Here is a 14,906-nt window from a genome sequence, read left to right on the forward strand (position 1 = left end):
GGTCGGCAAACCTACCGATCGCTGACGGCCCAGCGCGGGTTGACCCACGGCTCCTGGTTGGAGCGTGGCAGTGGCTGCTTGCCGAGAATATGGTCGGCCGCCTTCTCGCCGGTCATGATCGATGGGCCATTGAGGTTGCCATAGGTGACGTGCGGGAAGATCGATGAGTCTGCGACGCGCAGCCCGTCGACGCCGATGACACGCGTCTCGGGGTCGACAACCGTCATCGGGTCGGTTTTTGCGCCCATCTTGCAGGTGCCGCAGGGGTGGTAGGCGCTTTCCAGGTGCTCGCGCAGGAAGGCGTCAATCTGCTCGTCGGTCTGCACGTTCTCGCCCGGCTGGATCTCCGGTCCGCGATACTGGTCGAAAGCCCTCTGGCCGAAGATTTCACGGGTGAGCCGCACGCAGTGGCGGAACTTCTCCCAGTCCTCGGGATGGCTCATATAATTGAAGCGGATGACGGGATCGACCTTTGGGTCCGAGGACTGCAGCGTGACGTTACCGCGCGACTTCGAGAGATTGTAGCCGACATGTACCTGGAAGCCGTGGCTCTTGGCCGCCGCCTTGCCGTCATAGCTGATCGCCACCGGCAGGAAGTGATACTGGATATCAGGCTGCTTGACACCTGGTGCTGAGCGCAGGAAGGCGCAGGCCTCGAACTGGTTCGAGGTGCCGAGCCCTGATCTGGTGAACATCCACTGCGCGCCGGCAACGCCCTGCCAGAACCAGGGAAGCCAGGAATAGAGAGAGACGGGCTTGGTGCTGACCTGCTGGAAGTAGAATTCCATATGGTCCTGCAAGTTGGCGCCGACGCCTGGCCGGTTCGCCTTCACCTCGATGCCCATGTCTTGCAGATGCGCGCCGGGCCCGATACCCGACAACATAAGCAGCTTCGGCGAATTGAAGGACGAGGCCGAAACGATGACCTCCCGGCTGGCTTTGACGACCTCGATCTTGCCGCCGCGCTCGATCTCTACACCGGTCGCCCTGCCGTTCTCGATCACCACCTTGTGGGCGTGGCCGTAGACGACCTCCACATTCGGGCGCTTCAGTGCCGGTTTCAGATAGGCGTTGGCCGCCGACCAGCGGCGGCCGCCAAAGATCGTCTGTTCCATCAGCCCGAAGCCCTCCTGCTTCGAGCCGTTGTAATCCTCCGTCGCCTCGAAACCCGCCTGCTTGCCGGCTTCGATGAAGGCGTGGAACAGCGGGTTGCGGAAGACGCCGCGCTGGACATGCAGCGGGCCATCCGTGCCGCGCCAGCCATCCTCGCCGCCGTGGCTGTGTTCCATCCGCTTGAAGTAGGGCAGCACGTCGGCATAGGCCCAGCCCTGCGCGCCGAGCTCCTCCCAGCGGTTATAGTCCTCGGCGTGGCCGCGCACATAGACCATGCCGTTGATCGAGGAGGAGCCGCCGATCACCTTGCCGCGCGGCGCGGTGATGCGCCGGTTGTTGAGGTTCGGCTCGGGCTCGGAGAGGTAGCCCCAGTTGTAGCGCTTCATGCTCATCGGCCAAGCAAGGGCTGCAGGCATCTGGATGAACGGCCCGAAATCGGAGCCGCCCGCCTCGATGACGATGACGGTGTTCTTGCCGTCTTTCGAAAGCCGGTAGGCAAGCGCCGAGCCCGCCGAGCCGGAGCCGATGATGACGAAATCTGCCTGCTGCATGCTACTTCCTCTAGTGTTTTAACGTGCCGCGCCCCTCGTGGTTCGAGACGGCCCTTCGGACCTCCTCACCACGAGGCGGATAGACGTCCGCGAGTGCTTCCGATTCTCCTGCCCGCACCCTGAGGCGGGAGCGAAGCGACCCTCGAAGGGCGACGCGGGGGCCGCGCCGCCTCAATAAGGCGCCTGCACCGGCCCCATGCCGACATAGACGGTCTTCAGCTCCGAATAGTGCTCTAGTGCTGCCAGCGAATTTTCCCGCCCGAAACCGGATTGCTTGGAGCCGCCGAACGGGATTTCGACAGGGCAAAGGTTGTAGGTGTTGATCCACAATGTGCCGGCCTCGAGCTGGTCGACGACGCGATGGGCGCGTGTCAGATCGGCCGTGAAGACGCCAGCGGAAAGCCCGAATTCGGTGGCGTTGCCGCGCGCGATCACCTCTGCCTCGTCGTCGAAATCGAGAACGCACATGACAGGCCCAAAGATCTCTTCACGGGCGATCGTCATATCGTCGGTGACGTCGGCAAAGACCGTCGGCTGCACGTAGTAGCCTTCGCCGGAAACATTGTTCGGGATGCCACCACCTGTGACGAGCGTCGCGCCCTCCGCCTTGCCCTTCTCGATGTAGGAAAGAACCTTGTCGCGCTGTGCCCAGGATACCATCGGCCCGAGCTGCGTGGCCTCATCCATCGGGTCACCGATCAAGATGGCCTCGGTGCGGGCTTTCAGCCGCTTCAGGAATTCCGCCTTGATCTTCCGCTGCACGAAGACGCGGGTGCCGTTCGAGCAGACCTGGCCGGTCGAATAGAAATTGCCGAGCATCGCACCGCCGACGGCGCTGTCGATATCGGCATCGTCGAAGACGACAAGCGGCGATTTGCCGCCGAGTTCCATGGTGACGTGCTTGAGGCTGCCGGCAGCGGCGGCTGCGACCTTGCGGCCGGTCGGCACCGAGCCCGTCAGCGACACCTTCGCGACATCAGGATGGTTGATCAGCAGCGGGCCGGTTTCGCGGTCGCCCTGGATGACATTGTAGAGACCTTTCGGCAGGCCGGCCTCATACAGGATCTCTGCGATGGCAAGCGCGCCGAGCGGCGTGGTTTCCGATGGCTTGAAGACCATCGCATTGCCGGCGGCGAGCGCCGGTGCGCCCTTCCAGCAGGCGATCTGCTGCGGATAGTTCCAGGCGCCGATGCCGACACAGACGCCAAGCGGCACGCGCTTGGTGTAGGCGAAATCGCCGCCGAGCGGGATGTAGGAGCCATTGAGGCCGGCAGCCGCGATGCCACCGAAGAACTCGAAGCTGTCGGCGCCCGATGTCGGGTCGGCGATGATGGTTTCCTGGATCGGCTTGCCGGTATCGAGCGTCTCGAGCTCGGAGAGCTCGCGATTGCGCTCGCGCATGATGTCGGCGGCGCGTTTCAGGATGCGGCCGCGCGCCGTCGGGCTCATCGCTGCCCATTCCGGCTGGGCCCGCTTGGCAGCCGCGATCGCCTTTTCGACGATGGCGGGTGTGGCCGCGTGCAACCGCGCGATGACCTCGCCGGTCGCCGGATAGATGCTTTCGATGACGCTGCCGGCTTCATCCTCGACATACTCGCCATCGATGAAATGGGAGGCTTTCGGCTGGGCTTTGAGGGTCACTGGATCTGTCCTTTCGCAAGGGCGGCAAGCTGTGAATGGATGTAGTCTTCGGTAAGCGCGATCGATGCCTCGATACTGACAGGCGCAGACCTCAGACTTTGGCGGATGTAGAGCCCGTCGATCATCGCAGCCGCGCCTTCGGCGATGCGTTCTGCGGCATCTCCGGGGCAGAGTGCTTTCAGGTTGGCGAGCAGGTTCGACCGCAGGCGGCGGGCATAAATGACGAGGAAGCGCCGCGTCTCCTCGGAGCGCTGCGCCTCGGCATAGAAGGCAAGCCAGGCGGCGATCGTCGCCGGAGCAAACTGGTCGGCCTGGAAGCTGACCCGGATGACGGCGGAAAGCCTCTCGCGCGGTGCATCGGCCGCCTTCAGCGCTGTCACTGCGTCGTCGCGCAGCTGCTTTAGGAGAGAGCGGATAGTCTCGATCAGCAGCTGCTCCTTGCTGCCGAAGTAATGATGCGCGAGCGCCGGCGACACACCGGCCTGCCGGGCAATTTCGGACATGGTGACGGTCAGCGAGCCTTGATCGCCGATCACGCGCAGCGCGGCATCGACGAGCGCCTTGCGGCGAACCGGCTCCATTCCGACTTTGGGCATCGCATCACTCCATGAAGTGGCAGTATGTATAATTTTGATTGATTGATCAATCAATAAAAATCTGATGCAAACCTGAAAACCTAACCTCTTCCAATTCCGTGTTTTTGCGGCATATTCTTTTACCAATCAGGAGGTGTGCCATGGCAGATACGTCTGATCGACTGAGCCTTTCATCTCTACAATCGAAATGGGGTTGGTTCGCCGCACTTGGCTTGCTGCTGATCGTCTGCGGCCTTATCGCACTGGCAAACGTCGCGCTCGCGACCGTTGTGTCCGTCTACTATGTCGGAATACTGATGCTGATCGGCGGCATCGTCTACTTGGTTCACGCATTTCAGGTGAGAAGCTGGGACCAGGTGCTGTTTTGGGCGTTGAGCGGCGTGCTCTACGTGCTGGCCGGCGTCTTCGCCTTCGAGAATCCCCTTCTGGCATCGGCGGCGCTGACGCTGTTTCTTGCGATCGCTTTGCTGATTGCCGGCGTGTTCCGCATCTGGGTCGGCTGGCGCATGCGCCCGGTCAAGGGCTGGGGCTGGGTGCTTGCTAGCGGCATCATCACTGCACTCGCCGGCGTCGTCATCTACCTCGGTTGGCCGGTCAACAGCCTGTGGATCCTTGGTCTTTTCCTCGCCTGCGATCTTTTCATCCAGGGCTGGTCCATGTTTGCTTTCGGTCTTGCGATCCGTCGCTGAGTTATGCCCGCAATTCACAGCCTGACTTCACGGACTGTTTCTTTTTTGACAAGTTTGTGAGGGAGGGCTAAAATTTACCTACCAAGAGGCAGCCGAGGCGGCGGCGCGCGTCGGTAATGCCGTGGACGGATTGACCGTCCCCCGACCGGGGCAGACGTGCCCCACGAGGTAAAGGGAGGAATCTCATGCCGATGGTCACCGTATCCATTTCACCGTTGCAGGCAGCCGACATCCGGGCCGCCGTTGACAACGGGAGTTATGCGTCGAGCAGCGAGGTCGTGCGCGAAGCCCTGCGCATGTGGGACGCCGCCCGCAAACTTGGCGGATATCACGAGGTCATGTTCGATCAGGATTGCACCTCGCGCAGTGGCAAATGCGTCGCCGACATGTTCGCAGATCACGAGGCCGAGCATCGGCGCACCGCCTGACCAAACCGTTGATCGGGGAGCAAAGTTCGCTTGCCCGGGCGGTCGAGTTCGCCGGTCTTCACAAAAGTTTCACATTCGGGAAAGGGTTCGTTGATCCTTCTCCGTCAGTCTCCCTGCGAAAAACAATAAGACACAGTGGAGATTGGCATGTCTTTGGCTGCCACCGTCGATCCGGCGCTTGTTCGTCGCTACGCAAGTGATCAGATCGTACCCCTTGCGAAACTCGTTATCGAAAATGCGTTTCAGCCCATCGTCGAGGCAGGGACAGGTGTGGCATTCGGCTATGAATCGCTGATGCGCGGCCAGGAGCGCATCGGCTTCAGCTCTCCGGTCGAAATTCTGGACGAGGCGCACAAGAACCACCAGCTGCTGCAGCTGGAGCAGATGGTGGCAAGCCGCGCGCTTGCGAAGTTCGCCACGCTCCCGCATTTCTCGAGCTCGACGCTGTTCCTCAATCTCGATGTCCGTCTGATCCCACACGGCGAGCGGCTGGTGGAAGGCCTGCTGCAACACCTGAAGCTTGCCAATATCCCACCGTCCTCGATCTGTTTCGAATTCTCCGAGCGCTTCGACAACACCAGCGTGCCGGAGTTCGCGGCCCTCGTATCGCTGCTGCGCAAGGCCGGCTTCAAGCTGGCGATCGATGATTTCGGCGTCGGCCACGGCGAGATGAAGCTGCTATGCGACCACCCGGTCGACTATCTGAAGATCGACCGGCATTTCATCGCCGACATCGACAGCAGCCCGCGCAAGCGCCATCTCCTGAAGAACATCGTCCATATCGCACACGTGCTCGGCACCCGCGTCATTGCCGAGGGGATCGAGACCGAGGCAGAGTTCGTCGCCTGCCGCGAATTCGGCGTCGATCTCGTCCAGGGCTGGTTCATATCCCGTCCGACGACCCATATCACCGAGCTGCAGCCATCGTTTCCGCACCTGCTGGACCTCGGCAAGGGCAAGCGCAGCCCGCAATCACTCGATGAGATCCTGATCCGCAAGCAGATCGAGATGCTGCCAACGGTTTTTGAAAACGACACGATCGACAGCGTCTTCGAACTCTTCCGCCGCAATCCACACCAGGCCTTCTTCCCGGTGCTGAACGCGAACGGCGAGCCGCGCGGCATCCTGCACGAGCGGCACCTGAAGGAATACATCTACCAGCCCTTTGGCCGCGATCTTCTGAAGAACAAGGTCTACGAGCGAACTATCTCACATTTCGTCGAAATGGCACCGATCGTCGGTCTTGATTCCGATACCGAACAGCTGATGGCGATCTTCGCCAACATGGAAGGCACAAACTGCCTGCTGCTGACCGACAATATGCGCTATGCGGGCGTCGTATCGGCGGCCTCGCTCATCAAGGTGATGAACGAGAAGAAGCTGAAGACCGCCCAGGACCAGAACCCGCTGACCGGGCTGCCAGGCAACAGGGCGATCCGCGACTTCATGCGCGAATCGAGCCTCGACGGCGACGAGAAACGTCACTTCTGCTACTGCGATTTCGACAACTTCAAGCCGTTCAACGATGCCTATGGTTTCCACCTTGGCGACCACGCGATTTCGCTCTTTGCCGCCCTGATGCGCCGCTATTTCTTTGCTGAGCGCCACTTCCTCGGTCATGTCGGCGGCGACGATTTCTTCATCGGCGTCCGGGGTTGGACCAAGGAAGAACTGACCGAAATTCTCGATCGTCTGATCAGCGATTTCCACGATGATGTGCTCGACCTCTATTCCGATACGGATCGTGCCGCCGGCCGCATTCGGGGCCATGACCGCGCCGGCGTCGAGGCGCTGTTTCCGCTGATGCGTTGCTCGATCGGCGTATTGGAGCTGCCGGAAGGTCTCGTCATCGACGATGTCAACCGCGTTAGTGCCGCGATCGCCCATATCAAGGCCGAGGCGAAGGAAAGCGAAGAAGGGCTCGTTTTCCATCTCTTGGGCGAGACGAATTGACGCCACCCGCGCTTCCCGCCTTCTCAAGTCCGAAGAGCTGAACTATCTGACATGCTTTCGGAACGAGGAGACCGGATCATGTCCTTGCCCAAGCAGATGCGCTTCATCGACCTGCCGAGCTTCGGCGCGCCCGAGGTGATGCGGATCGCCACCGGACCCTTGCCGATAGCAGGGGAGGGCCAGCTCCTTGTTCGCACCGAGGCAATCGGCGTCAACCGGCCCGACGTCGCACAGCGCCAGGGCATTTATCCGCCGCCGAAGGATGCAAGCCCTGTTCTCGGGCTTGAGATGGCAGGCGAGATCGTTGCCGTCGGCCCGGGCGTCCGCGATTTTGCCCTGGGCGACAAGGTGTGCGGTCTGACCAACGGCGGTGCTTATGCCGAATATTGCCTGCTGCCCGCCGGCCAGGCTCTGGGCTTCCCGAAGGGCTACGATGCCGTTAAAGCTGCGGCGCTGCCGGAGAATTACTTCACGGTCTGGGCAAACATGTTCCAGATGGCCGGACTGACCGAAGGCGAAAAGGTTCTCGTGCATGGCGGCTCAAGCGGCATCGGAACGACCGCCATCCAGCTTGCGCGGGCCTTTGGCGCCGAGGTCTACGCGACGGCCGGTTCGCAGGAAAAATGCGACGCCTGCGTCAAGCTAGGCGCAAAGCGGGCAATCAACTACAAGACAGAGGACTTTGCAGAGGCCATCAAGGCAGAGACCGGCCACGGTGTCGATATCATCCTGGATATGATCGGTGCCGCCTATTTCGAACGGAACGTGGCGTCGCTCGCGAAGGACGGCTGCCTTTCGATCATCGCCTTTCTCGGCGGCGCCGTTGCGGAGAAGGTCAATCTGGCACCCATCATGGTCAAACGGCTAACGATCACCGGCTCTACGCTGCGCCCGCGCACTTCCGAGGAAAAGCGCGCGATCCGCGACGATCTCCTTTCCCAGGTCTGGCCGCTTCTCGATGAAGGCAAGCTCGCTCCGGTTATCGATACCGTCATCTCTTTCGAAGACGTTGCCGAGGCGCATCGACTGATGGAAACGAGCGGTCACATCGGCAAGATCATGCTGCGGCTCTAGGCCGGCTGCCGGACCGGTCGGGGGGCTCTTTCAAGGTACAGCAGAAGGCCGACCGAAGCGAGGCCGACGATGGCGGCAAACAGTGCTGTGCCTGAATAGCCCGTAAAGGCAGTGCCGGCCGCGAAGATCGATGCACTGATGCCGTTGGCGATGAACGTGTTGACCGAGACCAGCGAACTGCCGAGTCCCGGGCGATCGGCAATCAGATCCTGTAGGTAGGTGATTGGCACGCTGAGGATGGCTGCAGCGCCGCAGGCGTTGATCAGCACCAGGGCATAGATCTGCCAGGGCGCCGAGGCAAAGCTCAGCAATACCAGATACAGACAATAGATCAGCGCTCCCACGGCAAGCACGTGCACGCTGCGGAAGCGGCGTTGCAGGGCGCCCCACATCAGCATGAACGGCATTTCCAGGAAGGCGGTGAGGCCGGCCATGAAACCGACATCGACCACGGTACCGCCGGCGGCATGGGTGATGATCAACGGCGACACCACGCTGTTTAGCCGCTGCAGCCCGAGCAGCAGCGCCATGACGCCGACCCTTACCAGCACAAAGGGCGAAAAGACTCTAACGAGCGAAGGGAAGAAGCCGATCTGCTGCGAAGGGGAGGCGTTGCCGACAGGCGCAGGTTTGGCGAAAAACAGGTAGAGGCAGAAGCAGGTCAGGCTTGCGAGACCCGCAATGCCATAGGCCGGTGTCATCGATTGCGAGTTGATCAGATACAGGCCGATCAGGCCTGGTGCCAGCGCCCAGGAGCCCGAGAACAGCGCGCGAACCGTGGACGTGATCGCCGCAGCTCTTCCGCGATCCATTGTGTTCGTCGTCGCACGGATGCTGGCAAACAGGATCGAATAGGTGGAATTGCTGATGGGGATCAGCACCAGCATGCCGAAGATGAAGACGCCGGCGGTGCGGAATCCGTAGATCATTCCGAAGCCGAGCATACCGCTCACCGATAGCGCCAGCACCAGCGGGCGCCGATCGCTGAGCCTGTCGGACCAGATGCCGAGCGTCAGGCTGGTGGCGACATTGACGAGTGCGGCAAGGAAGATCAGCCCGGAATAGGCCCGGTCCGACAGGCCGAGTTCATTGATGCCGATGATCGATTGATAGGGCATCGTCGAGGCATAGGTGAAGGCGAGCGCAACCAGCGTCAGCGTTGGGACGCGGATTTGGTGATCGCGGAGAATGGAAGAAAAGGCGGATGGCATGGCATGGTTCCCGATACCCCCGATATAAACCAGTAGTGTGCTTTCGAAAAACCAGAGTTTGTGATGGCAGCGGTCAAATCACGTGATGGATGGCCTCATGCCGTGATCGCTGCCGGTCGCCAAAGGCCACCCGCCCGATCGCCGGGATGGAAACGAGCGGTCACATCGGCAAGATCATGCTGCGTCTGCGACCGCTCGCACGTCGCTCACCGGGCCTGCCGTTCGGTGGGCGACGAGAGGGTCAAGGATATCGTGACGGCAATCAGGCCGGGAAGCGCCATCAGCACGTAGAGCCAGTGTGCGGCCGAAACGCCGCCCGCAACGCCACCGGGATCCACCAGCCCGGTGCTGTTGACAATCACGCCGGCAACGGCGGCGCCGAAGGCGCTGCCGAGCGACTGTACCGTCGAGATCGCGGCCGAGGCCTTGTCCTGTTCGGAGTTGTCGACCAAACCAAGGATCTTGGTTACCAGATGAGCCCAACCAAGGCCGACGCCGAAGCCCATCAAGAACATACCAACGACGGCGGGGCCAAGAATAGCTAGGTCGCCGGACTGATTGTCCGTTGCGAGGAAGACCGTTAGCGACGCAACCGCAACCATTTCGACCACGCAGCCGACGACGATTGCGGTGCTGGCACGGCGTCCAGACAGCGTTCCGCTGAAGAAGGCCGCAATGGTCCAGCCGAGCGCCACAAGGGCGGTCAGATAGCCTGACACCAGAGGTGTTACGCCATGCAGCCCCTGCAGGAAATAAGGAATATAGATGTCGCTTGTCAGCACCAGCAGCAGCACGAACATCGTCAAGTAGACGCGCGCCACCGACTTTGCGAGCGTGACGGCTCCGGTCGGCAGGAGGCGGTTTCGGCCGTGTCGCTCGACGGTCAGCATCGAAACGATCGTGACGATCGATGCGGCAATCAGCAACGCTTTGGAGCTTGTTTCGTCGATCGTTCCGGCGATGCTGACCAGCAGAACGGCGGCAAGCAGCAAGGCAATTTGCAGGATTGGCGTCTTGCTATGGGCGCGATCGTCTTCGGCGCGCGGCAGCAGCCAGGGCGCAAGTGCCGCCATCAACACACAGAGCGGAACCAGCAGCATGAAGGCGCGGCGCCACGCGCTGCCTTCGGAGAAGACGCCGCCAATGCTGGGGCCGAGCAATGTCGAGACACCCCAAATGGCTGCATAGAGCGTTGATGCCTTCTGCCACAGCGGTTCGGGGTAGGCGAAGCGAATGAAGGCATAGGCAAGCCCGGCAAGAATGCCGGCGCCGAACCCCTGTACAGTACGTCCGGCCAGGACCAACGGCATCGCCGGGGCGAGCGCGCAGATCAGGCTGCCGGCGCCGAACATGAGCGCACCTGCGACGTAGACGCTGCGCAGCCCGATGCCCCGTGGGCGCATCGCGACGAAGATCGATCCGAGCACCGCCGCGGCCACGAACAGGGTCGTCATCCATGACAGCAGTTCGAGCCCACCGATGTCGCGCACGATCGATGGTGCAATGGTCGCAGTGATGTAAGTTTCAACGGCATAAAGGGTGACACCGCCGCCGAGCATGAGCGTCGCGGGCAGGAGCGGTGGGGAAAACAGGTGAAAGACGGAGGGTTTGTCTGCGGAAATCTCTTCAATGCCGGTCATATCTAATGCCTTGTGTGCTTCCCGGGGTATGCAGTATTTTTGCAAGTTATTATTTGGAAAAAATACACGGCCATGCTATTAAAGCAAGAGTTAACTTGGAAAAATAAATGAGACAATCCCCGGTCAATCGAATCCTGCTGCTGATCAAGACCGAAGGACCCCAGCTTGCCGCCGCACTTGCGGCAAGGCTCGGCATTTCCTCGGAAGCTGTCCGTCAGCAATTAACGAAGATGGCGGAGGAGGGCCTTGTCGAAGCCGTGAGCGACGCCACGACAGGCAGGGGAAGACCGCGGCAGCTGTGGAGCCTCACGCCTGCGGGCAACCAATCCTTTCCCGATGGTCACGCGGAACTCACCGCCACGATCCTGAGCACGCTGGTCGCACAGCTGGGGGCATCGGCGTTGGATGCGGTCATTTCCGCCCGGGAAGCAGACACCCTTATGCGCTATCGCCAAGAAGTGGACGCGGCGGACATTCAATCCCGTGTGCAGCAGCTAGCGGCCGTACGCACCAGCGAAGGATACATGGCCGACAGCTGGCAGGAGTCCGACGGCTCGCTGCTGCTCGTCGAGAACCATTGCCCGATCTGTGCTGCGGCAACCGCCTGTGCGGGCTTCTGCCGCTCGGAGCTGGAGACCTTTCGAGCCGTTCTCGGTGCCAAAGTCGAGCGCGAGGAGCATATTTTGCTTGGCGCCCGCCGCTGCGCCTATCGCATCACCCCGCTTTGACCTGCGTCGGCGCAAGACGGGGACGGTGAAAGGCAATTGCTTTATCCTCGCGACTCGCTATGCGTGACGCATCTGCGTACACGATCAGGACCATGCCATGACCAATCCCGTCACCGTCGAAGTCACCAGAGGCTCACTCGTCGAAAGCCGGCATCGCGGCGCGGTCGTCGCCGTCGATGGTGATGGAAAGGTCGTGTTCTCGATCGGCGACGTCGATGCAGTAACCTTTCCGCGCTCGGCCTGCAAGGCGATGCAGGCGCTACCGCTGATGGAAAGCGGCGCGGTGGATGCCTATGGCTTCGGCGACAAGGAATTGGCGCTCGCCTGCTCCTCGCACAATGGCGAAGACGAGCATGTGGCGCTCGCTGCCGCCATGCTGGCGCGCGCCGGACGCGGGGTCGAAGCGCTTGAATGCGGCGCGCATTGGTCCTCGAGCCAGAAGGTGCTGATCCATCAGGCGCGCACGATGGACAAGCCGACGGCATTGCACAACAACTGTTCGGGCAAGCATGCCGGCTTCGTCTGCGCCTGCTGCCATCAGGGCATCGACCCGCAGGGATATGTCGGCTACGACCATCCGCTGCAGGCCGAAATCCGCGGCGTCATGGAAAGCCTGACGGGCGCGGTGCTCGGTCATGACAATTGCGGCACGGACGGCTGCTCCATCCCGACCTATGCGGTTCCCTTGCGCGGCTTGGCGCATGGTTTTGCCAAGATGGCGACCGGCAACGGACTCGAGCCCCTTCGCGCCAGGGCTTCCCGGCGGCTCTTCGATGCCTGCATGGCCGAGCCCTTCTATGTGGCCGGAACCGGCCGCGCTTGCACGGAGCTGATGGAGGTGGCACCCCACCGCATCTTCGCAAAAACCGGTGCCGAAGGTGTCTTCTGCGCGGCCATTCCCGAGCAGGGAATTGCGATCGCCGTCAAATGCGACGACGGCCATTCGCGTGCCTCCGAGGCGATGGTTGCCGCCGCGCTCAGCCGCTTCTTCGGAAAGGACGACCCGATTCGCGCGAGCTTGGCCACCATGGCGACCGTCCAGATGCACAATTGGAACGGTATTCATGTCGGCGACATTCGCGCGACGGCTGCGTTGACCGCATAAGCCGTTCCGGAACGAAACAGTCGCGCCGCAGCAGCAGAAATTGCTAATGTATGTGAAACTACAGCCCACGAGAACGGATGCGGTTTTCGAAGGCTGAGTTACCCTTTGCCCACTACATCGAACGCCATGAGGGCAGGATATGTTTGCGGGCCGTTATCTTTGGTGGATGTTGATCGCCATAGCGATCTTTCTCTTCTTCACCATGTGTTTCGATTACGTGACCTGGCTGACGGTCGTTTCGTCGGGTTGCGCCCGGATCGCCGGCTCCTGCGGACCGATCATCGTCACCATGACCGGTTCCATGAAACCGTCGGGCGTCTACCTCGCGGGCGGCATCATCCTCGTCGTTACCATTGCCCGCATCCATTATCTTTCGATGAGCTGTGTCTGGGGCGCTATTGTCGCAATCTGGTTCGTCGCATCGGCGCCGTTTCCATTGCTGCTCGCCAATGGTTGGACCGGCCAGTTGAAGCCGGAGACCGTGCTTGAGGGGCTGCCGGTGGCGTTCTTGTTCTTTGTGGCTTTCTGCGCTTATATCGGCTGGTCATTTGAAGAGAGTGGCGCACGGCCACTTGGTGTGTGGCGGGCTCTGCGAGCGGCCATTTCGGTCACTGCTCTCTATGGCGCGCTGTTGGCGCTGTCAGAGGCGCCGGCCTTTGCGACCATTCCGGGTCGTCTGCTCGGGGAGCTGCGGCTTTCGACGTCGATCGCTGCGTTGCAGCCCGGATTGCACGATGTCCTGACCCTCGGGATGGCCCGCGACACCTTCGCGTATATTGTCCTGGCAATCTTTGTCGCCGGTCTCGCCGTGAGCCTGCTATCGCAGAACCCCCGCGAACTAAAGGCGCGCTTCGTGCAGCCGTTCATGCTTCGAGGATCTCGGCAGTGAGGTTGCGATAGGGCTCGATGGCAGCCGCGGCAACGCCTGCGGCGACGATCAGTCCCGATACGCCTGAGATCGGCAGGACTTGGCAGGGCGAGACGTGGTCGAACTTCTCTTCCGTCAGCGGCACATAGGTCTCGGCGGCGCAGGACGCAATGTGGCGCTTGATGGCCGCCTCCTCGAAATCGCCCGTCGACAGGCCATGCACGGGGTGGGCAGCCGTCACTCCGAGAAAGAATATGTCCGGCCGAAGCTGCGAAATCGCAGCCATGGCAACGGATCCGACCGCGACCATCGAGTGCTTGTAGAGCTTGCCGCCGATGAGGATCACGCTGGCCGTCGGGTGATGTTCCAGCTCCGCGGCAATCGTTGGGCTGTGTGTCGCGACTGCGAACGCAAAGTCGCGCGGCAGTTGCCGAGCGATCTCCGCCGTTGTCGTGCCGCCATCCAGAAAAATCAGCTGGCCCGGCCGCGCAAGTGAGGCAGCTTTCTTCCCGAGTCGCGCCTTGGTCTCAGACGAAACGCCTTTTCGCGTCGAGAAGTCGGGCAACTCGGGTGCAACAGGCATTGCCCCACCGTGGACCCGCTTCAGCAATCCTTCTGCCGCCATCTCTCGAAGGTCACGACGGATCGTGTCCTCCGACAGCGAGAGGTCCTTGGCGATTTGCTTGGCGATCACCTGGCCATCTCGCCGAAGTATGTCGAGGATCAACGATTTGCGCTGGCTCGTGAGCATGATTTGATCCGATGCTTGCATGAAGTATCACGATAATGCACGAAATTATTCGACAATCAAGAAATTTCGTGCAGTTATTTGACGTCTCGTGCATGAAGCCGGGAGAAACGGAGTTTGATCATGTTGATTTTGATTGCCGGGCCCTACAGGTCCGGAACGGGGGACGATCCCGCAAAAATGGGAGCGAATTTGGAGAGGCTGGAGCAGCCCTCGCATCGGCTGTTCAAGGCGGGCCACGTGCCGATGATTGGGGAGTGGGTGGCTCTGCCGGTGTGGAACGCCGCCGGCGGAAAGGCTGTTGGCGATGATCTCTACGAAGAGATATTCCACCCGGTTGCCGGCCGTCTGCTGCAGCTTTGCGACGGCGTGCTTCGGCTCGAGGGGGAATCGAAAGGCGCCGACAACGACGTGCGGATCGCGCGTGAACGCGGCATTCCCGTCTGGTATCGGGTCGAGGATGTTCCGGGCTGTGCCTGAAGCAGCTTTATTTTGAGAGGCCGGCTTGCCGGCCTCGATCTGTGCGTTTGCGGATCGTCGCGCTATAAAGTCAGCATCGAA

The 14,906-nt window shown here is 61.3% G+C and carries 14 protein-coding genes; 8 read left to right on the top strand and 6 right to left on the bottom strand.

Features of this window, described 5'->3' with window-relative positions; all coding sequences use genetic code 11:
* Nucleotides 1-11 precede the first annotated feature (11 nt).
* The 3 genes from betA to betI all read right to left on the bottom strand — a co-directional run bounded on the left by betA (nt 12) and on the right by betI (nt 3,901).
* Nucleotides 12-1,664, bottom strand: coding sequence for a choline dehydrogenase (betA, locus tag K9B32_RS05095; protein WP_224560823.1), 1,653 nt, complete (start codon nt 1,662-1,664; stop codon nt 12-14).
* Nucleotides 1,665-1,835: 171 nt separating this feature from the next.
* A complete protein-coding gene (gene betB / locus K9B32_RS05100) occupies nt 1,836-3,305 on the bottom strand; it encodes a betaine-aldehyde dehydrogenase (protein WP_224560824.1) in 1,470 nt (489 codons plus the stop codon).
* Complete coding sequence (betI, locus tag K9B32_RS05105) at nt 3,302-3,901, bottom strand: transcriptional regulator BetI (RefSeq protein WP_224560825.1); 600 nt, start codon at nt 3,899-3,901, stop codon at nt 3,302-3,304. The genes betB and betI overlap by 4 nt, the downstream gene beginning before the upstream one ends.
* A gap of 140 nt (nt 3,902-4,041) precedes the next feature.
* On the opposite strand from betI, the gene K9B32_RS05110 reads away from it, so the two are divergent.
* The 4 genes from K9B32_RS05110 (at nt 4,042) to K9B32_RS05125 (ending at nt 8,045) form a co-directional block, all read left to right on the top strand.
* The gene (locus tag K9B32_RS05110; protein WP_224560826.1) at nt 4,042-4,590 is read left to right on the top strand and encodes an HdeD family acid-resistance protein; all 549 of its coding nucleotides are present in this window, start codon (nt 4,042-4,044) and stop codon (nt 4,588-4,590) included.
* A gap of 185 nt (nt 4,591-4,775) precedes the next feature.
* Entirely contained in the window at nt 4,776-5,018 is a 243-nt protein-coding gene (locus K9B32_RS05115; protein WP_007791620.1) for a type II toxin-antitoxin system ParD family antitoxin, read from the top strand.
* A gap of 147 nt (nt 5,019-5,165) precedes the next feature.
* A complete protein-coding gene (locus tag K9B32_RS05120; RefSeq protein WP_224560827.1) occupies nt 5,166-6,971 on the top strand; it encodes a GGDEF domain-containing protein in 1,806 nt (601 codons plus the stop codon).
* A gap of 78 nt (nt 6,972-7,049) precedes the next feature.
* Nucleotides 7,050-8,045, top strand: coding sequence for an NAD(P)H-quinone oxidoreductase (locus K9B32_RS05125; protein WP_224560828.1), 996 nt, complete (start codon nt 7,050-7,052; stop codon nt 8,043-8,045).
* Here the strand turns inward: K9B32_RS05125 and K9B32_RS05130 are convergent.
* Both K9B32_RS05130 and K9B32_RS05135 read right to left on the bottom strand, forming a co-directional pair.
* Nucleotides 8,042-9,256 carry an MFS transporter gene (locus K9B32_RS05130; protein WP_224560829.1) on the bottom strand — a complete coding sequence of 405 codons (1,215 nt, stop codon included), beginning with the start codon at nt 9,254-9,256 and terminating at the stop codon, nt 8,042-8,044. The genes K9B32_RS05125 and K9B32_RS05130 overlap by 4 nt on opposite strands.
* A 206-nt stretch (nt 9,257-9,462) precedes the next feature.
* Nucleotides 9,463-10,896 (bottom strand): MFS transporter, encoded by a 1,434-nt coding sequence (locus K9B32_RS05135; protein WP_224560830.1) that lies wholly within the window; start codon nt 10,894-10,896, stop codon nt 9,463-9,465.
* 107 nt (nt 10,897-11,003) lie between these two features.
* Here K9B32_RS05135 and K9B32_RS05140 point away from each other — a divergent pair, with 107 nt between their 5' ends.
* The 3 genes from K9B32_RS05140 (at nt 11,004) to K9B32_RS05150 (ending at nt 13,618) form a co-directional block, all read left to right on the top strand.
* On the top strand, nt 11,004-11,624 hold the full coding sequence (locus K9B32_RS05140; RefSeq protein ID WP_224560831.1) for a helix-turn-helix transcriptional regulator: 621 nt from the start codon (nt 11,004-11,006) through the stop codon (nt 11,622-11,624).
* 97 nt (nt 11,625-11,721) lie between these two features.
* The gene (locus K9B32_RS05145) at nt 11,722-12,729 is read left to right on the top strand and encodes an asparaginase (RefSeq protein WP_224560832.1); all 1,008 of its coding nucleotides are present in this window, start codon (nt 11,722-11,724) and stop codon (nt 12,727-12,729) included.
* A 139-nt stretch (nt 12,730-12,868) separates the two neighbouring features.
* A complete protein-coding gene (locus tag K9B32_RS05150; protein ID WP_224560833.1) occupies nt 12,869-13,618 on the top strand; it encodes a hypothetical protein in 750 nt (249 codons plus the stop codon).
* On the opposite strand, the gene K9B32_RS05155 is transcribed toward K9B32_RS05150, so the two are convergent.
* On the bottom strand, nt 13,593-14,348 hold the full coding sequence (locus tag K9B32_RS05155; RefSeq protein ID WP_224560834.1) for a DeoR/GlpR family DNA-binding transcription regulator: 756 nt from the start codon (nt 14,346-14,348) through the stop codon (nt 13,593-13,595). The genes K9B32_RS05150 and K9B32_RS05155 overlap by 26 nt on opposite strands.
* A 120-nt stretch (nt 14,349-14,468) precedes the next feature.
* Here K9B32_RS05155 and K9B32_RS05160 point away from each other — a divergent pair, with 120 nt between their 5' ends.
* Nucleotides 14,469-14,825 carry a DUF4406 domain-containing protein gene (locus K9B32_RS05160; protein WP_224560835.1) on the top strand — a complete coding sequence of 119 codons (357 nt, stop codon included), beginning with the start codon at nt 14,469-14,471 and terminating at the stop codon, nt 14,823-14,825.
* The last annotated feature ends 81 nt before the right edge of the window (nt 14,826-14,906 follow it).

The sequence above is a fragment of the Rhizobium sp. 3T7 genome (genome assembly GCF_020166565.1).
Classification (GTDB): domain Bacteria; phylum Pseudomonadota; class Alphaproteobacteria; order Rhizobiales; family Rhizobiaceae; genus Rhizobium.